This window comes from Agrobacterium sp. CFBP2214, from assembly GCF_030209895.1.
Lineage (GTDB): Bacteria > Pseudomonadota > Alphaproteobacteria > Rhizobiales > Rhizobiaceae > Agrobacterium > Agrobacterium radiobacter.
Genome location: NZ_JARVRC010000007.1, coordinates 257,880 through 277,136 on the forward strand (window position 1 = coordinate 257,880; position 19,257 = coordinate 277,136).

The 19,257-nt window shown below is 60.4% G+C and carries 21 protein-coding genes; 14 read left to right on the forward strand and 7 right to left on the reverse strand.

Going from position 1 to position 19,257, the window contains the following annotated elements:
* Window positions 1-3: 3 nt before the first annotated feature.
* The 6 genes from QRN60_RS19865 to hemC all read right to left on the reverse strand — a co-directional run bounded on the left by QRN60_RS19865 (window position 4) and on the right by hemC (window position 6,066).
* On the reverse strand, window positions 4-735 hold the full coding sequence (locus tag QRN60_RS19865; RefSeq protein WP_020813316.1) for a glutamine amidotransferase: 732 nt from the start codon (window positions 733-735) through the stop codon (window positions 4-6).
* Entirely contained in the window at window positions 725-1,213 is a 489-nt protein-coding gene (locus QRN60_RS19870; protein ID WP_020813315.1) for a tellurite resistance TerB family protein, read from the reverse strand. Before QRN60_RS19870 ends, QRN60_RS19865 begins: the two co-directional genes overlap by 11 nt.
* A gap of 14 nt (window positions 1,214-1,227) precedes the next feature.
* Window positions 1,228-2,847 (reverse strand): heme biosynthesis protein HemY, encoded by a 1,620-nt coding sequence (locus QRN60_RS19875; RefSeq protein ID WP_080866474.1) that lies wholly within the window; start codon window positions 2,845-2,847, stop codon window positions 1,228-1,230.
* Window positions 2,848-2,851: 4 nt separating this feature from the next.
* Window positions 2,852-4,318, reverse strand: a complete 1,467-nt coding sequence (locus QRN60_RS19880; RefSeq protein ID WP_129564790.1) for a COG4223 family protein — start codon at window positions 4,316-4,318, stop codon at window positions 2,852-2,854.
* Between the two features lie 73 nt (window positions 4,319-4,391).
* A complete protein-coding gene (locus QRN60_RS19885) occupies window positions 4,392-5,132 on the reverse strand; it encodes a uroporphyrinogen-III synthase (protein WP_129564789.1) in 741 nt (246 codons plus the stop codon).
* Between the two features lie 4 nt (window positions 5,133-5,136).
* A complete protein-coding gene (gene hemC / locus QRN60_RS19890; protein ID WP_129564788.1) occupies window positions 5,137-6,066 on the reverse strand; it encodes a hydroxymethylbilane synthase in 930 nt (309 codons plus the stop codon).
* A 73-nt stretch (window positions 6,067-6,139) separates the two neighbouring features.
* Between hemC and tsaD the strand changes: the two genes are divergently transcribed.
* The 5 genes from tsaD to QRN60_RS19915 all read left to right on the forward strand — a co-directional run bounded on the left by tsaD (window position 6,140) and on the right by QRN60_RS19915 (window position 9,705).
* Window positions 6,140-7,237 (forward strand): tRNA (adenosine(37)-N6)-threonylcarbamoyltransferase complex transferase subunit TsaD, encoded by a 1,098-nt coding sequence (tsaD, locus tag QRN60_RS19895; RefSeq protein WP_112356304.1) that lies wholly within the window; start codon window positions 6,140-6,142, stop codon window positions 7,235-7,237.
* Window positions 7,237-8,220 (forward strand): NAD(P)H-dependent glycerol-3-phosphate dehydrogenase, encoded by a 984-nt coding sequence (locus tag QRN60_RS19900; protein ID WP_112356303.1) that lies wholly within the window; start codon window positions 7,237-7,239, stop codon window positions 8,218-8,220. Before tsaD ends, QRN60_RS19900 begins: the two co-directional genes overlap by 1 nt.
* Window positions 8,221-8,309: 89 nt before the next feature.
* Window positions 8,310-8,603 (forward strand): YciI-like protein, encoded by a 294-nt coding sequence (locus QRN60_RS19905; RefSeq protein WP_003504994.1) that lies wholly within the window; start codon window positions 8,310-8,312, stop codon window positions 8,601-8,603.
* 6 nt (window positions 8,604-8,609) lie between these two features.
* Window positions 8,610-9,053 (forward strand): EVE domain-containing protein, encoded by a 444-nt coding sequence (locus QRN60_RS19910; RefSeq protein WP_003504993.1) that lies wholly within the window; start codon window positions 8,610-8,612, stop codon window positions 9,051-9,053.
* 7 nt (window positions 9,054-9,060) lie between these two features.
* Window positions 9,061-9,705, forward strand: a complete 645-nt coding sequence (locus QRN60_RS19915; protein WP_003504992.1) for a class I SAM-dependent methyltransferase — start codon at window positions 9,061-9,063, stop codon at window positions 9,703-9,705.
* A 54-nt stretch (window positions 9,706-9,759) separates the two neighbouring features.
* Here QRN60_RS19915 and QRN60_RS19920 read toward each other — a convergent pair whose 3' ends face one another.
* Window positions 9,760-10,140 (reverse strand): hypothetical protein, encoded by a 381-nt coding sequence (locus QRN60_RS19920; RefSeq protein ID WP_060725400.1) that lies wholly within the window; start codon window positions 10,138-10,140, stop codon window positions 9,760-9,762.
* 306 nt (window positions 10,141-10,446) lie between these two features.
* On the opposite strand from QRN60_RS19920, the gene sdhC reads away from it, so the two are divergent.
* From sdhC to sucD, 9 genes are all read left to right on the forward strand, one after another.
* Complete coding sequence (gene sdhC / locus QRN60_RS19925) at window positions 10,447-10,839, forward strand: succinate dehydrogenase, cytochrome b556 subunit (protein ID WP_129564787.1); 393 nt, start codon at window positions 10,447-10,449, stop codon at window positions 10,837-10,839.
* Window positions 10,840-10,850: 11 nt separating this feature from the next.
* Window positions 10,851-11,231 (forward strand): succinate dehydrogenase, hydrophobic membrane anchor protein, encoded by a 381-nt coding sequence (gene sdhD / locus QRN60_RS19930; RefSeq protein WP_003504989.1) that lies wholly within the window; start codon window positions 10,851-10,853, stop codon window positions 11,229-11,231.
* 7 nt (window positions 11,232-11,238) lie between these two features.
* Window positions 11,239-13,080, forward strand: a complete 1,842-nt coding sequence (gene sdhA / locus QRN60_RS19935) for a succinate dehydrogenase flavoprotein subunit (protein WP_003504988.1) — start codon at window positions 11,239-11,241, stop codon at window positions 13,078-13,080.
* Window positions 13,081-13,095: 15 nt separating this feature from the next.
* Window positions 13,096-13,875: a succinate dehydrogenase iron-sulfur subunit gene (locus tag QRN60_RS19940; RefSeq protein ID WP_003504987.1), complete on the forward strand. Its 780-nt coding sequence runs from the start codon at window positions 13,096-13,098 to the stop codon at window positions 13,873-13,875.
* 205 nt (window positions 13,876-14,080) lie between these two features.
* The gene (locus QRN60_RS19945; RefSeq protein WP_129564786.1) at window positions 14,081-14,620 is read left to right on the forward strand and encodes a protease inhibitor Inh/omp19 family protein; all 540 of its coding nucleotides are present in this window, start codon (window positions 14,081-14,083) and stop codon (window positions 14,618-14,620) included.
* A gap of 92 nt (window positions 14,621-14,712) precedes the next feature.
* Window positions 14,713-15,876, forward strand: a complete 1,164-nt coding sequence (zapE, locus tag QRN60_RS19950; protein ID WP_111784998.1) for a cell division protein ZapE — start codon at window positions 14,713-14,715, stop codon at window positions 15,874-15,876.
* A 178-nt stretch (window positions 15,877-16,054) separates the two neighbouring features.
* Window positions 16,055-17,017: a malate dehydrogenase gene (gene mdh, locus QRN60_RS19955; protein ID WP_003504984.1), complete on the forward strand. Its 963-nt coding sequence runs from the start codon at window positions 16,055-16,057 to the stop codon at window positions 17,015-17,017.
* Between the two features lie 31 nt (window positions 17,018-17,048).
* A complete protein-coding gene (gene sucC / locus QRN60_RS19960; RefSeq protein ID WP_129564785.1) occupies window positions 17,049-18,242 on the forward strand; it encodes an ADP-forming succinate--CoA ligase subunit beta in 1,194 nt (397 codons plus the stop codon).
* 18 nt (window positions 18,243-18,260) lie between these two features.
* The gene (gene sucD, locus QRN60_RS19965) at window positions 18,261-19,163 is read left to right on the forward strand and encodes a succinate--CoA ligase subunit alpha (protein ID WP_003504982.1); all 903 of its coding nucleotides are present in this window, start codon (window positions 18,261-18,263) and stop codon (window positions 19,161-19,163) included.
* Window positions 19,164-19,257 lie beyond the last annotated feature (94 nt).

Genomic DNA, 19,257 nt, shown 5'->3' on the forward strand with positions numbered 1-19,257 from the left:
GCCTCAGCGCTGTGCCTTGCCCTCAAAAACCAGATCGAGAAAATTGCTGAGCCATGCCCTGAGCGGCGTGTCGAACAACATGCGGCCTTCCAGATGCTGACTGCCGACCTGCGCATTCGGCATGCCGAAACGCTGCGCGCCGCGCACCACCCAGCTATGCATCATGGCGCGGGTCAGTTCGGCGTGAAACTGCAGGCCCCAGGCATTTTTTCCATAACGATAAGCCTGATTGGGATAGGTCTCGCCTGCCGCCAGAAGCTCGGCTCCCCGCGGCAGTTCGAAGCCTTCGCGGTGGAAATGATAGACCATCTTCGGCCAATGCGGCATCAGAAGCCGACCGTGTTCGGTGGCGTGTAGCGGATACCAGCCGATTTCCACCTTGCCGTCCCTGTCTGCCTCGACCTTGCCGCCCAGATGTTTGGATAGCATCTGCGCGCCGAGACAGATGCCGAGAAAGGGCTTGTTTTCCTTCAGCGGCACCTTCAGCCAGTCGATTTCGGCTTTGACATAATCATGTGGATCATTGGCGCTCATCGGGCCGCCGAAGATGATGGCGCCCGCATGTTTTTCCAGCGTTTGCGGCAGGTCGTCGCCGAGCGCGGGCCGCCTTATATCGAGGCGATAACCCTTTTCCACCAGGATCTGGCCGACACGGCCGGGCGTGGAACGTTCCTGATGCAGGACGATGAGCAGCGAAGGTTGTTGTTCCTGTTGCCTGGAAGGGTCAAACAGCATCGTCTTCGTTTTCGCTTTCTTCAGCGGGCCCGGACCTCGTGGCGGCCTGCTGACGTTGCAGAACCCTGTCGCGCACGGAAACACCGAGGAGATCGGCGACTCGCCAGATCACATGGTCTTCCATTTCGCTTCGTTCGCCGTCAGCGTAAACAATATCCCATAATATGCCAATAAGCTCCACGCGCTGATCCTCATCGAGGTGGCGGCGGATATCGGTGGTGAAGCGGTAATAATCGACGGCTTCCTTGCCGGCCTCCTGGCCGGCGGCAAGAAGGGCATCAAGCTTGCCACCGTCGAGATGGTAATATTCGTGAAGAATCTGGCGCAGGCGATCACGCTCGCTTTTCGAGACGGTGCCATCCGCTTCCATCACCTGGAAACAGAGGGCGGCTACCGCCACCCTCAGATCATCAGGGCTGAAATCACCCGCCTGCGGGCCAACGAGGTTCTGAATAAACGACTGTATTTGCTGGAACATCGATAGCCTGCTGGTCAGAAGAGTTTGAGCCGGGTCTTGGGTTCGGCTTCCGCGCCTGGCTTCTTGACGCCCGGATCATCCGGTGCGCCGCCAAAAAAGGGCACGGCTTCCGCCGCCTTGTCATCCGCCACTTCGGTTTCCACCGGCGCTTCGATTGTGACCGGCTTTTTCTCCTTCGGGATTGAAACAGTCGGCTTTACCTCGATCGGCGCGGCCGGGGCGGGTTTTGGCTCCGCAAGGGTCTCGGGCGCGGCTTCGACAACGATCGTCTTCGCAACCGGTTCGGCTCTTGCGGGTGCCGCGGCAATCGCATTTTCGATCGCCAGATCTTCAACAGGGCCTTCGAGCTGACCGAAGGGCGCTTTCCATTCGAAGGCGTCGAGACGGCCGGTGATGGGGGAGACCGGAAGCCATTTTTCCGAGACGATACCATCCGCCACCCATGCCGGGTCACGCGGCGCGCGCAGCGCCTGTGCCATCCAGTAGCGCACACGGCCCTGATCGCCGGTTTCCGCTTCTTCGATATCGGCCATCAGCAGGAAGATGCTTTCGCGTGGCTCAATGCGGGCGGCGGCTTCGGCCTTGGCCCGTGCCTTGGCGAATTCCTTGGCGTCGAGCGCTGCCTGCGCCACGGCAAACAGGGATTCGATGTTGTTGGGCTTCAGGCTCTCAAGCCGCTCCGCCCGTTTCAGCCGGTCGATGGCGGTATCGCCGCTGCGGGCGCGGACATAAAGCTCGGCGATCTGCGGATGCGGATCGTTCTTCCAGACGGGTTCCAGAACCGTGGCGGCCTTGCGCAGATTGTCTTCGCGCAGATAGGACTTCGCTGCAATCAGTGCCGCCGGAACGAGGCCTTTTGCGAGCTTGAGAGCGTGCTTGGCATCCTCGCGCGCGCCCACCGGGTCGCTTTCCAGCTTTTCACCGGCCTTGGCGGTGAGAAGCACGGCTTTCAGCCGCTCCGCCTCGCCGCGTTCGATGACGCTTGCCGCTTTCTGCTGGTCGAGCAGGCGGATGGCATCGTCCCATTGTCCGTTGCGGCAGCGGTTTTCCAGCGTCGCCTGTGCCGCCCATGGCAGGTAGGGGGCTTTTTCCGCTGCATCCTCGGCATATTGCTGGGCGGCTTCATAGGCGCCCTGCCGACGCGCCTCGATATAAAGGCCGCGAAGGCCGAGTTCGCGCGTTTCAGGGTCACGGGCCATCGCCTCGAACTTGCGGCGCGCCTCGTCATATTTGCCTTCGATGAGGTCGGCCTGCGCATCGAGCAGATGGATCAGCGGTTCCTGATCGGCGCTGAGCAGCCCCTGCGTGCGGGCCGTCATCTTGCGGGCGAGGATGGCATTACCAGCGCCGGCGGCAATGAGGCCGGTGGACAGAGCCTGATAGCCGCGGTCGCGCTTCCGGGCGCGGAAATACCGGCGTGCGGCATTGGGCGAGGTCCAGATGGCGTTGACGACCCACCAGACCAGCATGATGGCGGCAACCAGCGCGGCGATGATGGAGGCGGCGACCATCAGGCTCATTTCGATCAACTGGCCCTGCCAGACGATGGAGAGCACGCCCGGCCTGTCGGCCAGCCAGGAGAAACCGAAACCGAGAGCCAGAACGATAATGGCGAAAGTCAGAATTCTGGTCATGCGCTCACCCCTGCCTGCCAGTGCTGGTGATGGCGCGGTTCAACGTGCCGCCCACCAGATTCTCGACCTCGATGCGCGCATCCAGAGATTTTTTATAATCGGCGGATACCGTCCTGGCGGCATCGGGAAGACCATTCCACTCAAGTGCTGCGCCCTGCAGGTCGCCGTTGCGCAGCTTGTTTTCCATACGCGCGATCATGGCCTCGGGGGTCTCGCCCTCGATGTTGCCGACCGGGCGCACCTTCACCAGCGAAAAGGCGCTTTCGGTCAAGCGCTCCATGATGCCCTGATTGGGGTCAGGCTGGTTGATGGCTGACAGCATCGCATTGGCGACATCGGGGAATTTCTGCATCAGCTCCGAACGCGACGGTACGCCGGTGGCGGCGAAGGATTGCAACGATGCAATCGCCGGATCATCTGATGTGACCCTGGAGAGCGTATCGAGTTCCGTGAGGAACGGCCCGCCGCGATCGATCGCGGCCTTCAGCGCGGCCGAGGCAATGGCGCGGGCGACTTCGATATCGTCGCGTGGCTCGTTGATCTTGGCTTCCGCATCCGCAAGACGGCGTGTCAGTTCGGCGGTCGCCGTGGCCTGCGCGGATCGCTCCGACTGCAGGGCAGATTCCAGCGCGGTAATTTTTTCAGAAAGCCCATCCACCTGCGGGGCTTCACCCTTTGCGCCTTCGAGGGTTGCGATGCGCTGTTCCAGTGCCGAGGTGTCCGCCGCTGGAGCATTGGCAAGCTGCTGCCGAAGATTGCCCAGATCGGTTTTTAGTGCGGCGATCTCCTCGCCTCCGGCCCTGCCTGCATTAACGGAGGGCAGGATACCGGCATATTGCATGCTGCCGGCGGCGGCGAGCGCCACAAGGCCGCCGACGATACCCGCAGCGATCAGGCCGGAGGTCGCCGCTTGTTTGCGTTCCGCCTGTTGTGATGTGGATGGCTTCGCCGGTCCTGAATTGGCCGGTCCTGAAGATGGGGTCGTGGTCGATGGTTTTGCAGCGGTGGCCCCGCCAGATTCGCTGGAGGAAGCCGTGGAGCCAAAGGCCGGCTTCGCACCTGCTGCTGCAGCCGCAGTGGCGCTCGTCCCGGCGGTGCCCGTCATTGGTTTTGCATCGGCCTTGGGCGGAACAGGGGCCGTCGAGACAGGCCCTTTCTGTTTGTCTTCAGGGCTCTCCGCCTTCGACGCGGCGGCTACGGATTCCGTTTTGCCGACATTGGGTTCGGGCTCGATAGGGGTTTTCTTGGGCTGGTCCCAGATGGGGGCGGAGTTGCCCGTTGTGGCTGCTTCCGGCTTTGTTTCCGAAACACCCGGCGTTGCGGTGGCCGCAGGCGTTTTGTCACCGGGCTTTTCGTCCGTCTTGGCAGCGTCCACGTCGGCGGAAATTGCTTTCACGTCTTTGGCGTCCAGGTCGATGGTGACCGGTTCGGCTTTGGACTTGGAGTGGCGTGGCGGCTTTCCCGATACCATGACAACCTCATTTCTGCCTGCAGTAATCTAAACCTAGTCAGTGACGGCGGCAAAGGAAAGAGGCGAGCTCGAATTAGGTTCCAGAGTTAGGATGCAGAAGTTCGAACATCGCAGCCTCGCTGGGTTCTCTGGCGGCGATGGCGTTTGCGCGAAAGATTTCCGGAACCAGAGAAAGCACGTTGTGGCTGATGCAGATGAATTGTGTCCCAGCCAGTGCTGCCGCGTATCTGTCCGTTGATGCATGGCTGAAAAAGGCCCGCGCCGCTTCCGAGGAATAGAGCAGGACTACATCGGCAGCGTTTTCGACAAGCGCCGTCTGGAGCATGCTTTCGGAGATATCCGAGGGCAGCATCTCGTAACAGTCGATCACTCTAAAGGGAATGCCCGCGGCGGCAAGGCCCTCCTCGAAGACGGAGCCACGGGGCCTGCCGGCGAGATAGAGCAGGGGCTGTCCTTCGGAAAGAAGTGCGCGGCGCTGCGTTACGAGAGCAATCAGACCCAAGGCGTCTCCGGAGGCGATGAGTATTTGCGTGAAGCCGGCTTTTTTCGCCGCTTCCGCCGTTGTTGCGCCGACGGCGAAGAGCGGTTTTGACAGATGCGGGACCAGCCGGTCCCGTGATGTTTCCAGTGCCCGCAATGCCTCGGCACTGGTCACCGCAATCGCCGCCAGCGGGCCGGATAGCGCCGAGATGGCGCGTTCGCCATGATGGGCTGGATGAAACAGCGGCAAAAGCACCGGGTCGTGGCCGAGCGCTTCAAGTTTTGCGGCCGTCCTTTCGCCCGAACGTTGCGGTCGGGTGACGACGATCCGCATAGGCTCAGTTCCAGCCTTCGAAGAAATTGCTGCCCGCCTTGGCACGCACCTCTTCGCCGGCCTGTCGGCCAAGCTTTGCCGCATCTTTGCGGTTGCCGGAGATTTCGATGTTGTGGCTCGTCTGGCCATGAGGGGTGAGGATCAAGCCGGAAAAATAGAGTTCCTCGCCCTCGCAGGTGGCGTAACCGGCAATCGGGGTGCGACAGGAACCGTCGAGTGCGGCCAGGAAGGCGCGCTCGCAGGTCACCGCATCATAAGTGGGCCTGTCGTTTATGGGGGCAAGCAGCTCGTCCATGCGGGTGTCACCGATGCGGCTCTCCACACCGATTGCGCCCTGCGCCGGAGCAGGGGGGAATTCCTTTGGGTCGAGAATTTCCGTCGGAACATTGTCCTTGCCGAGCCTCTTCAGGCCGGCAAAGGCAAGCAGCGTCGCATCCGCCTGGCCTTCTTCGAGCTTGCGCAGCCGCGTATCGACCTGACCGCGAAAGATGATGACGCTCAGATCCGGCCGCAGGCGGCGGATCAGCGCCTGGCGGCGCAGGGATGCGGAGCCGACCACGGCGCCCTGCGGCAGCTCCAGCAGCTTCGGCGCGGTGCGGCCGATGAAGGCGTCGCGCACATCTTCCCGCGGCAGGAAGGCGGACAGATAAAGGCCTTCGGGTAAAACGGTCGGCATGTCCTTGGAGGAATGCACGGCCATATCGAGTTCGCCAGACAGAAGCTGGCTTTCCAGCTCCTCGGTAAACAGGCCTTTACCGCCGATTTCCGACAAGGCGCGGTCGGTTATCCGGTCGCCCTTGGTGGATAGCACGACGATTTCGAACATTTCTTCCGGCAGGCCATGCGCCGCCATCAGCCGGTTGCGCGTCTCGTAAGCCTGCGCGAGCGCCAGCGGGCTGCCGCGCGTGCCGATTCGGAAAGGTTTTGTTTGCATCCGCGTCTATCCATTGTTACCGGAGTTGTCTTAGACCAACTCAGCGCATGATCGCAATGAACGAACAGATTTGATGACCCCCTTTCTTCGTATCCTCGGCATAGAGACAAGCTGTGACGAAACCGCTGCATCCATTGTGGTTCGGCATGCGGACGGGCGTGGCGAGATCGTCTCCGACGTCGTTTTGTCGCAGCTGGAGGAACACAGCGCATATGGCGGCGTGGTGCCGGAAATTGCCGCGCGCGCCCATGTCGAGGCGCTGGACACGCTGGTGGAAGAAGCGCTGGAGCAGGCAGGCGTGACCCTTGCCGATGTCGACGCCATTGCCGCCACCTCCGGTCCCGGCCTCATCGGTGGTCTGCTGGTGGGGCTGATGACGGGCAAGGCCATCGCCAAGGCGGCCGGCAAGCCGCTTTACGCCATCAACCATCTGGAGGGCCACGCGCTGACGGCGCGGCTGACCGACGGTTTGTCTTTTCCCTATCTGATGCTGCTGGTTTCCGGCGGCCATACCCAGCTGGTGCTGGTGCGCGGTGTGGGCGACTATGAGCGCTGGGGCACCACCATCGATGACGCGCTGGGTGAAGCCTTCGACAAGACCGCGAAACTTCTGGGCCTGCCCTATCCCGGCGGTCCTGCGGTCGAGAAGGCGGCGGCGAAGGGGGATCCCAACCGCTTTCCGCTGCCGCGTCCGATGGTCGGCGAAGCACGGCTCGATTTTTCCTTTTCCGGCCTGAAGACAGCGGTGCGGCAGGCGGCGACTGCCATCGCGCCGCTTTCGGAGCAGGATATTGCCGATATCTGCGCCTCCTTCCAGAATGCGGTCTCGCGCACTCTCAAGGATCGCATCGGCCGTAGCCTTGCGCGTTTCCGCCAGGAGTTTCCGCAGCTGGAGACCCAGCCTGCGCTGGTCGTGGCTGGCGGTGTCGCCGCCAACAAGGAAATCCGCCAGACCCTGCAGTCGCTTTGCGATATCAATGGCTTCCGCTTCGTCGCACCGCCGCACCGGCTCTGCACTGACAATGCTGCGATGATCGCCTGGGCCGGACTGGAGCGGATGGCCGATGGCAAGGAAGCCGATCCGCTTGAAATTCCGCCGCGCTCGCGCTGGCCGCTGGATGGCAGCGCGGAGACATTGATCGGTTTCGGTAAAAGGGGAGCCAAGGCCTGATGCAGCGGGAAAAAATCGTCGTCATCGGCGCCGGCGCCTTCGGAACCGCGCTAGCCGTCGTCATTGCGCTGGAAAACCGGCATGATGTGACCCTGCTCGGCCGCGATCCGTCCCTGATGGCTGACCTCAGGAGCGATCGCGTGCACGAGGCGGCCCTGCCGGGTGTCGACCTTCCGGATGCGCTTGAATTTTCTGCCGAGCCTGATGTGCTTGCAGGTGCCAGCATTGTGCTCTTCGCCATGCCGTCTCAGGCCCATGCCGATGCGGCCCGTCACTATGGTCCTTATCTGGCTAATGACTCTATCATTGTCACCTGCGCCAAGGGCATCGACCGCAGTTCCGGCCGTCTGCTGACGGAACTTCTGGAAGCGGAACTGCCACATCACCCGATTGCGGTTCTGTCCGGTCCGGGCTTCGCGGCCGATATTGCCCGTGGCTTGCCGACGGCCATGGCGATTGCGGCGGAAGACGCTGCCATCGCCGAACGGCTGGCAACCACGATTTCCGGCAGGACCTTCAGGCTTTATGCCTCGATCGACCGCATCGGCGTGCAGCTTGGTGGCGCACTGAAGAATGTTCTCGCCATTGCCGCCGGCATCGTCGAAGGCGCGGGCCTTGGCGATTCCGCCCGGGCGGCGCTGATCTCGCGCGGGCTTGCCGAAATGTCGCGTCTCATTGTCGCCATGGGCGGCAAGGCGGATACGGTGCGCGGCCTCTCGGGCCTCGGCGATCTGGTGCTGACTGCCACAAGCCATCAGTCGCGAAACCTGCGGTTCGGCATCGCGCTCGGCCGCGGGGAGGGCAAGGACATGTCCGGCGGGCTGGTGGAGGGCGCTTTTGCGGCTGCCGTCGCCGCCCGACTCGGAGAAAGTCACGCTGTCGACATGCCGGTTACCGAAGCGGTGGCCGCCATCATCGATGGCAATCTGGATGTGGCGAGCGCCATGCAACAATTGATGACACGGCCGATCACCACCGAATGAGGGTGGGGCGGTCGAACAATATTTTACGCATGTCTTGGTCCCAAAGCCGCTGATACTTTTGGGAGACATGCTCCAGCGAGGAGACGAAAATGCTGTTTGCCTTTATCTGCAAGGACAAGCCCGGCCATCTGAACGTGCGCATGGAAACGCGCCCGGCGCATCTGGAACATCTGAACAGGCTGAATGCCGAGGGCACGCTGAAGATCGCCGGTCCGTTTCTCGATGCCGAAGGCAAGCCGAATGGCAGCCTCGTCATCGTGGAAGCTGCCGATATCGATGCGGCCAAGGCCCTTGCCGATGCCGATCCCTATGCAAAGGCCGGCCTGTTCGAAAGCGTCGATGTGAAGCCCTATAATTGGGTCTTCAACAATCCGGGAGCGTGACCGGACATGGCGAATTACTGGCTTTATAAGTCCGAGCCGTTCAAATGGTCCTGGGAAATGCAGAAGGCCAAGGGCGAGGCCGGCGAAGAATGGACCGGCGTGCGCAACTATCAGGCCCGCAACAACATGCGGGCCATGAAGATCGGCGACAAGGGTTTCTTCTACCACTCCAATGAAGGGCTGGATGTCGTCGGCATCGTCGAAGTCTGTGCGCTGTCGCATCCGGACTCGACCGCTGAAGGCGATCTGAAGTGGGATTGCGTCGATATCCGCGCCGTTTGCGATATGCCGCAGCCGGTTTCGCTGAAGGATGTGAAGGCCAATCCCAAGTTGGAAAAGATGTCTCTCGTCACCTCCATGCGGCTTTCCGTGCAGCCGGTGACGGAGGAGGAATATCTTGAGGTTTGCCGCATGGGTAACCTCGCCAATCCACCGAAATCACCGGACTGACCCTTCGGTGAGGACCGATCCCGAACGCTTCATTCTCGACAACACCGGCATCATGCGCCCGCCGCATGTGCCGGAATTGCGTCTTCATCTTGCCACGGAGGCTCATGAGCTGTGGCTGAAGACGGAGGAGGAGCTGGAAGCGATCGGCCTGCCGCCGCCCTTCTGGGCCTTCGCCTGGGCCGGCGGGCAGGGGCTTGCCCGTTATGTTCTCGATCATCCCGACAGCGTCTCCGGCAGGCGCGTGCTGGATTTCGCCAGCGGCTCCGGCCTTGTCGCCATCGCCGCGGCAAAGGCAGGTGCCAGCGCGGTTCTGGCGGCCGATATCGATCCGTGGACAGAGACGGCCATTCGGCTGAATGCGGCTCTCAATGAGGTGGACATTGCCTTCACCGGACTTGATCTGGTCGGGAAGCCGGTCGCTACGGATGTTCTGCTGGCTGGCGACGTGTTTTACGATCGCGCTTTTGCAGATCTTCTCGTGCCGTGGTTTCGGGAACTGACGGAAAAGGGCGTGAGCGTGCTCGTCGGCGATCCGGGGCGGGCCTATTTGCCCAAAGATCGGCTCCGGGCGGAGGCGACCTATCAGGTGCCGGTGACGCGGGCGCTGGAAGACGGCGAAGTGAAGAAGACCACCGTCTGGCGTTTTATCTGATCAGTGCATCGCACATTTGCAGTAAAACCGCGTCATGCTTTCGCCGGAAATGCTTTAGGGCCGGATAATGCAGACGCCATGTTCATAGGCGCAGGCGTCGTCAGCGGTTTCGGCACGGACATTGATGATCTTCGCCTTTGGCGCAAGCTGCGAGCCTCTTGTGAGCGTTGCGCCTTTCCGTGAAAGCCCGCCGCCAATTGCGAAATAATTGCCATTGCCACGAACGCGCAGCGCCGATATCGCGCCCACATAAGTGCCGCCGGAGAGGGTGGATGGCAGCCCGTCCGTTGAGAAGCTCACCTGCGATTGACGATGTTGATAATGATGCTGATAATCACGGCGACCATAATAATCGTCTGCCGCCGCCGGAGGCATTACTGTGAAAATGACGCCTGCAACCATCATGGTTAAAGCAGCGATTCGGCGCTGTAACATGAGCCTCATTCTCCGGATTTTCCTCATTAACAAAAGGTAAATTACACGATTCATGAATTACGTAAAGGTAAATATTTTGAGGGCGTAAATCTTGGAAACGCTCGATTTTTTATTTTGACGCAAAAAAATTCCAAAAAAAATTCGTGAACCAATCGATTAAATTGGAATCGGCCATGAAATGTGCTTGTGGTGATGCTCCCATGTGATTAAACGTCGCGGTTGGTGCAATGCACATTCTTTCGTCATGTGCTGTTGCTTGGGGGCGTCCTGTCTGATGGGCGCACGGGAAAACGCCGCGAGGTTCTGATGGCGAATGTGACTAATAACCGGCCTCTGTCGCCGCATCTTCAAATTTACAAGCCGATTCCGACGATGGTTGCTTCCATCGTGCACCGCATCACAGGCGGCGCGCTTTATTTCGGAACGCTTCTGGTTGCCTGGTGGCTGATCGCAATCGCCTCGGGTTCTGCCTATTACGACTGGGTCAACTGGGCGATGGGTACGATCATCGGCAGACTCATCCTGATCGGATATACCTGGGCTCTCGTGCACCACATGCTAGGCGGGCTTCGCCACTTCATGTGGGATCTGGGCTACGGCTTCGAAAAGCACTTTACCACCAAGCTGGCAAAGGCCTCGTGGGTGGTGTCGATCTGTCTGACCGCGCTGATCTGGGTCATCGCCCTGATCGTGCGCTGAGGAGATTTTTCATGGATATGCGTACACCTCTCGGAAAGGTTCGCGGTCTCGGCTCCGCCAAGGAAGGCACCGACCATTTCTTGCGCCAGCGCGTCACCGCGGTTGCCAACGTTCCGCTGCTGATCTTCTTCGTGATCTTCCTCATCAAATATGCCGGCGCGCCCTATCCGGAAGTCGTCGCCGCGCTGTCGAACCCGCTTGTTGCGGTCATCATGGCTCTGGTGCTGGTGTCCGGCCTCATTCACATGAAGCTCGGCATGCAGGTCATCATCGAAGATTACGTCCACGCCGAGGTTTCGAAGCTCGTTCTTCTGATGCTCAATACGTTTTTCGCGATTCTGATTGGCGGCCTTTCGATCTTCGCCATTCTGAAAATCGCATTCGCAGGATAAGTCCGCCATGGCATCGATCAGTTCACCTTCCCAGAATGGCAAGGCCTACACCTATGTCGATCACTCCTATGACGTGATCGTGGTGGGCGCCGGTGGCGCGGGTCTGCGCGCAACGCTCGGCATGGCGGAACAGGGTTTCCGCACGGCCTGCATCACCAAGGTTTTCCCGACGCGCTCCCACACGGTTGCGGCGCAGGGCGGCATCGCGGCCTCGCTCACCAACATGACGCCCGACTGTTGGCAGTGGCACCTTTACGACACCGTAAAGGGCTCCGACTGGCTGGGTGACGTTGATGCGATGCAATATCTCGCCATGGAAGCGCCGAAGGCGGTCTATGAGCTTGAGCATTACGGCGTGCCTTTCTCGCGTAACGAAGAAGGCAAGATCTACCAGCGCCCCTTCGGTGGCCATATGCAGAATTACGGTGAAGGCCCGCCGGTGCAGCGCACCTGCGCCGCTGCTGACCGTACCGGCCACGCCATCCTGCACACGCTTTATGGCCAGTCGCTGCGCAACAATGCGGAATTCTTTATCGAATATTTCGCGCTCGACCTCATCATGTCGGCAGACGGCCGTTGCACGGGCGTCGTGGCGTGGAACCTCGATGACGGCACGATCCATCGCTTCTCCGCCAAGATGGTGGTTCTCGCGACCGGCGGTTACGGCCGCGCCTATTTCTCGGCGACCTCTGCCCACACCTGCACCGGTGACGGCGGCGGCATGATTGCCCGCGCCGGCCTGCCGCTTCAGGACATGGAATTCGTGCAGTTCCACCCGACCGGCATTTATGGCGCAGGCTGCCTCATTACCGAAGGCGCGCGCGGCGAAGGCGGTTATCTCGTCAACTCCGAAGGCGAGCGCTTCATGGAGCGTTATGCGCCTTCGGCAAAAGACCTTGCCTCGCGTGACGTGGTGTCGCGCTGCATGACGATGGAAATCCGTGAAGGCCGCGGCGTCGGCAAGAACAAGGATCACATCTTCCTGCATCTCGACCACCTTGATCCGGCGATCCTGCATGAGCGTCTTCCGGGCATTTCCGAAAGCGCGAAGATTTTCGCCGGCGTCGACGTAACGCGCGAGCCGATCCCGGTCCTGCCGACGGTTCACTACAATATGGGCGGCATTCCGACCAACTATTGGGGTGAAGTGCTGAACGCCGATGCCAACAACCCGGAACGCATCGCGCCCGGCCTGATGGCTGTTGGCGAAGCCGGTTGCGCCTCGGTTCATGGTGCGAACCGCCTCGGTTCCAACTCGCTGATCGACCTCGTGGTCTTCGGCCGTGCCGCCGCAATCCGCGCTGCCCAGGTCATCGACCGCGATGCGCCGGTTCCGGCGCTCGACATTGCTGCCTGCGACAAGATCATGGAACGCTTCGACAGCCTGCGTTATGCCAACGGCTCCACGCCGACGGCGGTGCTGCGCGACAAGATGCAGCGCGCCATGCAGGACGATGCGGCGGTGTTCCGTACGCAGGAATCGCTCGAGAGCGGCTGCAAGCGTCTTTCCGCCATCTGGAAGGAACTGCCTGACGTCAAGGTCACGGACCGTTCGATGGTCTGGAACTCCGATCTGGTCGAAACGCTCGAGCTGCACAACCTGATGGCCAATGCGATTACCACGGTCTACGGCGCGGAAGCGCGCAAGGAAAGCCGCGGTTCGCACGCCCGTGAGGATTTCGTCGACGGTCCGTTCGCCGGTCGCGATGATGTGAACTGGCGCAAGCACACGCTTGCCTGGGTCAGCCCCGAAGGTGATGTCAAGCTCGACTACCGCCCTGTTCACACCGACCTGATCGCCGACGGCATCGATCCGAAAAAGATCGAGCCGAAGGCTCGCGTCTACTGATTTGAGGAACTGGATATGGTTGAACTAGCTCTCCCCAAGAATTCCCAGATCAGCGAAGGCAAAGTCTGGCCGAAGCCAGACGGCGCCAGGAACGTTCGCGAGTACCGGATCTATCGCTGGAACCCGGATGATGGCCAGAACCCGCGCATCGATACCTATTATATCGATGTCGACGATTGTGGCCCGATGGTTCTCGATGCGCTTCTCTACATCAAGAACAATATCGACCCGACGCTGACTCTGCGCCGCTCCTGCCGTGAAGGCATCTGCGGTTCCTGCGCGATGAACATCGACGGCACCAATACGCTCGCCTGCACCAAGGGTATGGAAGAGATCAAGGGTACGGTTAAGGTCTATCCGCTGCCGCATATGCCTGTCGTGAAGGACCTCGTTCCCGATCTGTCGAATTTCTACGCCCAGCATCGCTCCATCGAACCCTGGTTGAAGACGGTTTCGCCGACGCCCGCCAAGGAATGGAAACAGAGCCACGAGGACCGCCTGAAGCTGGACGGTCTTTATGAGTGCATTCTGTGCGCCTGCTGCTCCACCTCCTGTCCCAGCTACTGGTGGAATGGCGACCGTTACCTTGGTCCCGCTGTTCTGCTGCAGGCCTATCGCTGGCTCATTGACAGCCGTGATGAGGCAACCGGCGAGCGTCTCGACAATCTCGAGGATCCGTTCCGCCTCTATCGCTGCCACACCATCATGAACTGCGCGCAGGCTTGCCCGAAGGGCTTGAACCCGGCCAAGGCGATCGCGGAAATCAAGAAGATGATGGTCGAGCGCCGCGTTTAAAGGCGATTCGCTGACAACGAAAAATCTATCGGGCCGCGGTCTCGGCCGTGGCCCTTTTTACAACCCGGCGTGGGAAAATTCGGTAAAAATCGACCGAAATGGTAATTATCCCGGCCATCGCTTGCGCAAGATAAGGCTTTGGTAATAATTCAGCCTTCTTGTTTGATCATGATCTTTCCGGAAGCGAGAGAATCGGGAGCTTGATATGCAATTCAGATATGTGGTGACGGGCCTTGCGGTTGTGATGACTCTCGCCGGTTGCCAACGTACCTCCTACGATTACAACAACACCAGCAACAATCCCGGTTATACGCCGCCTTTGCAGGCGCAGCCGGTGCCCTCCGTCCAGTCCGGCGCCCTGCCGCCGCCCGGTGGCGCCACCGGCAGCCAGTTCCCTTCGGCACCTGCCTCGGCGGCCCCTGGCGGAACCAATGTTGCTTCCGCCGCCCCGCCGGCAGCCGCACTTGACGTTACCAAGGAATCCATGGTCGGCAACTGGCGCGTTTCCAATGGCGGCGCCAATTGCGACATGTTCCTGACGCTCACCAATCTCGGCAGCGGCTCGCGTGGCGGCACGCGCGGTTGCGCGGGCGAGTTGACGGCAATGGGGTCATGGGAAGTGTCCGGCAAGATGGTTCTCTTCAAGAACCGCTCGGGTGACACGATCGGCCGCGTCTACAAGAGCGCCGATGCGCGCTTTGACGGCACGACCAATAGCGGCCAGCCGCTCAGCCTCAGCCGATGAGTCTTTCCGGTGCAGCCGGAACGCTCTTTTCGCTCTAAGCCTGTTCATTCGTCGCGGGTGCCTTTGTGCGCCCGCGCCCAAGGCGTTTATCCATGAAGCCTTTGCCTGATTACAATCATAGTGTCGTTGAACAGCTCAACGCATTGACGGCAGCTGGCACCTTGCAGGCCGATGCCGCCCAGCTTGGTGTGGCGGCGCATCTTGATCGTATCCTTGCTGATCTGAAGGCACGCAAGCCGGCCAAGAAGAAGAGCGCGCTGGGCTGGATGTTCGCGCGCAAGTCCGGGCCTGCCGCCTCCGTCAAGGGATTGTATGTCTATGGCAGCGTCGGCCGCGGCAAGACGATGCTGATGGACATGTTCTACGAGATGGCGCCCGTCTCTTCCAAACGTCGCTGCCATTTTCATGAATTCATGGCGGATGTGCATAATCGTGTGCACGCGCATCGGCAGAAGCTGAAGAATGGCGAAACCAAACAGGCCGATCCCATTCCCCCCGTCGCGGCGGAGCTTCTGGCGGAAGCGGAGCTTTTATGCTTCGACGAATTTACGGTCACGGATATTGCCGATGCGATGATCCTCGCCCGGCTGTTCAGCGAACTCTTCGCCAATGGGTGCACCTTGGTGACGACCTCTAACGTCGTACCCGACAATCTCTACAAGGATGGTCTCAATCGCGGCCTTTTCCTGCCCTTCATCGATCTGCTGAAGAAATATGTTGACGTGGTGACGCTGGACAGCCCCACCGACTACCGGATGGAGAAGCTGGAAAGCCTTCCGGTCTACGTCACGCCGCTCGACGGTTCGGCGGATCAGGCGATGGACATGGCCTGGCGGCACATGACCGGCGGTCATCTCGTTGCCCCAACGGAAATACCCATGAAGGGCCGCTCCATTCTGGTGCCACGCGCCAGCGGCCGGGTGGCGCGCTTTTCGTTTTCAGATCTCTGTGAGAAGCCGCTCGGGGCTTCCGACTTCCTGGCCATCGCCAATCGTTTCGATACCGTCTTCATCGACCATATCCCGCTGCTCAACGCGGACAAGCGGAACGAGACCAAGCGTTTCATTATCCTCATTGACGCGCTTTACGACCATAGCGTCAGGCTTTTCGCATCAGCCGCAGCCATGCCGGAAGACCTGCTCGGCAAACGCAAGGGAACCGAAGGTTTCGAGTTCGATCGTACGGCCTCGCGCCTGTTCGAGATGCGCAGTGCAGACTACCTGGCGCTTCATCACGAAAAGCGGCAGAAAGTTTGACACTTTCGTGACGCATTTTCTTACGTTTACGTAAGAAAATAATGATCTAAACGATTGAAAATATTCACCACAAAAGAATCTGTTGCCTATTTTAGCCAATGGGGCTAATCGGAGTGCGACAATTTGGCTGCCGGTTTGGCGCGGTGAAATTGAATTGAAGCTCAAGAGGAAGCATTCGATGGCTCGCAAAAAGATTGCACTTATTGGTTCTGGCATGATCGGCGGCACGCTGGCGCATCTCGCCAGCCTGAAGGAACTGGGCGATATCGTCCTCTTCGATATTGCTGACGGCATCCCGCAGGGCAAGGGTCTGGATATTGCCCAGTCCGGCCCGGTCGAAGGCTTCAATGCAAAGCTCACCGGCGCTTCCGATTATGCTGCCATCGAAGGTGCTGACGTCTGCATCGTCACCGCTGGCGTTGCCCGCAAGCCAGGCATGAGCCGCGACGATCTTCTCGGCATCAACCTCAAGGTGATGGAACAGGTCGGCGCCGGCATCAAGAAATATGCCCCGAACGCTTTCGTCATCTGCATCACCAACCCCCTCGACGCCATGGTCTGGGCGCTGCAGAAGTTCTCTGGCCTGCCGAAGAACAAGGTCGTCGGCATGGCCGGCGTTCTCGACAGCGCCCGTTTCCGCCTGTTCCTCGCTGAAGAATTCAATGTTTCGGTCCAGGACGTCACCGCCTTCGTTCTCGGCGGTCATGGCGATACGATGGTGCCGCTCGCCCGTTATTCCACGGTTGGCGGCATTCCGCTGACGGATCTCGTCAAGATGGGCTGGCTGACCGCTGAGCGCCTTGAGCAGATCATCCAGCGCACCCGTGACGGCGGCGCGGAAATCGTCGGCCTGCTCAAGACCGGTTCGGCCTATTACGCGCCGGCCGCTTCGGCGATCGAAATGGCAGAATCCTACCTTAAGGACAAGAAGCGCGTTCTGCCCGCCGCTGCCCACCTCTCGGGCCAGTACGGCGTTGATGATATGTATGTCGGCGTTCCCACCATCATCGGTGCCGGCGGTATCGAGCGCATCATCGAGATCGAACTCAACAAGGAAGAAGAAGCCGCCTTCCAGAAATCCGTCGGCGCCGTCGCTGGTCTTTGCGAAGCCTGCGTCAACATCGCTCCGTCGCTGAAGTAATAGCCTAGCGGCTCCAAACAGGGATTATTCCATGAATATTCACGAATATCAGGCCAAGGCTCTTCTGAAGGGCTACGGCGCGCCGGTTGCTGAAGGCGTCGCCATTCTCAAGGTCGAAGAAGCCGAAGCTGCCGCAAAGCAGCTTCCCGGCCCGCTCTACGTCGTCAAGAGCCAGATCCACGCTGGCGGCCGCGGCAAGGGCAAGTTCAAGGAACTCGGCCCCGACGCCAAGGGCGGCGTTCGTCTGGCAAAGTCGATCGACGAAGTCGTTTCCCACGCCAAGGACATGCTCGGCAACACGCTGGTAACGGCGCAGACGGGCGACGCCGGCAAGCAGGTCAACCGTCTCTACATCGAAGACGGCGCAGACATTGCCCGCGAACTCTACTGCTCGCTGCTGGTTGACCGTTCCGTCGGCCAGGTCGCTTTCGTGGTTTCCACCGAAGGCGGCATGGATATCGAAGCTGTCGCCCACGACACGCCCGAGAAAATCCACACCATCGCCATCAACCCGGAAAAGGGTGTGAGCGACGCCGACGTTGCCGCGATCTCCAAGGCGCTCGAGCTTGAGGGTGTTGCTGCGGAAGACGCCAAGGCGCTGTTCCCGATCCTCTACAAGGCCTTCAACGAGAAGGACATGGCTCTCCTCGAGGTTAACCCGCTGATCGTCATGGAAAACGGTCATCTGCGCGTTCTCGATGCCAAGATGTCCTTCGACGGCAACGCGCTGTTCCGCCATGACGACGTCAAGGCGCTGCGCGACGAGACCGAAGAAGATGCCAAGGAAATCGAAGCCTCCAAGTGGGACCTCGCTTACGTTGCGCTCGATGGCAACATCGGCTGCATGGTCAATGGTGCCGGTCTCGCCATGGCGACGATGGACATCATCAAGCTTTACGGCAAGGAGCCGGCAAACTTCTGTGACGTCGGCGGCGGCGCCGGCAAGGAGAAGGTTGCTGCAGCTTTCAAGATCATCACGGCCGACCCGAAGGTCGAGGGTATCCTCGTCAACATCTTCGGCGGCATCATGAAGTGCGACGTCATCGCCGAAGGTGTTATCGCAGCCGTCAAGGAAGTCGGTCTCAAGGTTCCGCTCGTCGTGCGCCTCGAAGGCACGAATGTCGAGCTTGGCAAGAAGATCCTCAACGAGTCCGGCCTTGCGATCACCGCGGCTGACGATCTCGACGATGCGGCGAAGAAGATCGTCGCAGCGGTGAACGGCTAATTTGAAGGACCGGATATAATGTCGATTCTCGTCAATAAAGACACCAAGGTCCTCGTACAGGGCCTGACCGGCAAGACCGGCACCTTCCACACCGAACAGGCGCTTGCCTATTACGGCACGCAGATGGTCGGCGGTATTCACCCGAAGAAGGGTGGCGAAACCTGGACCGGATCGAAGGGCGAAAGCCTGCCGATCTTTGCAACGGTTGCTGAAGCCAAGGAAAAGACCGGTGCAGACGCATCCGTGATCTACGTTCCGCCGGCAGGTGCTGCGGACGCCATCATCGAAGCGATCGAAGCTGAGATCCCCTTCATCACCTGCATCACCGAAGGTATCCCGGTCATGGACATGGTTCGCGTCAAGGCTCGCCTCGACCGCTCCAAGTCGCGCCTGCTCGGCCCGAACTGCCCGGGTATCCTGACGCCGGAAGAATGCAAGATCGGCATCATGCCGGGCTCCATCTTCCGCAAGGGTTCGGTTGGTATCGTTTCGCGCTCCGGCACGCTGACCTATGAAGCCGTGTTCCAGACCTCCAACGAAGGCCTCGGCCAGACCACGGCTGTCGGCATCGGCGGCGACCCGGTCAAGGGCACCGAGTTCATCGACGTGCTGGAAATGTTCCTCGCTGACGAAGCCACGCAGTCGATCATCATGATCGGCGAAATCGGCGGCTCGGCTGAAGAAGATGCAGCACAGTTCCTGATCGACGAAGCCAAGAAGGGCCGCAAGAAGCCGATGGCCGGCTTCATCGCGGGCCGTACGGCTCCCAAGGGTCGCACCATGGGCCACGCCGGCGCTGTTGTTTCCGGCGGCAAGGGTGACGCAGAATCCAAGATCGCAGCCATGGAAGCGGCTGGCATCAAGGTTTCGCCTTCCCCGGCGCGCCTCGGCAAGACGCTGGTTGAAGTCCTCAAGGGCTGAGACCACATGACATCGGTACGGGCGGCGCGGCTTTAATGCCTCGCTGCCCGATGCCGCAAGAAGACAGACAGACGGCATACCGCCCCGGCGGCAG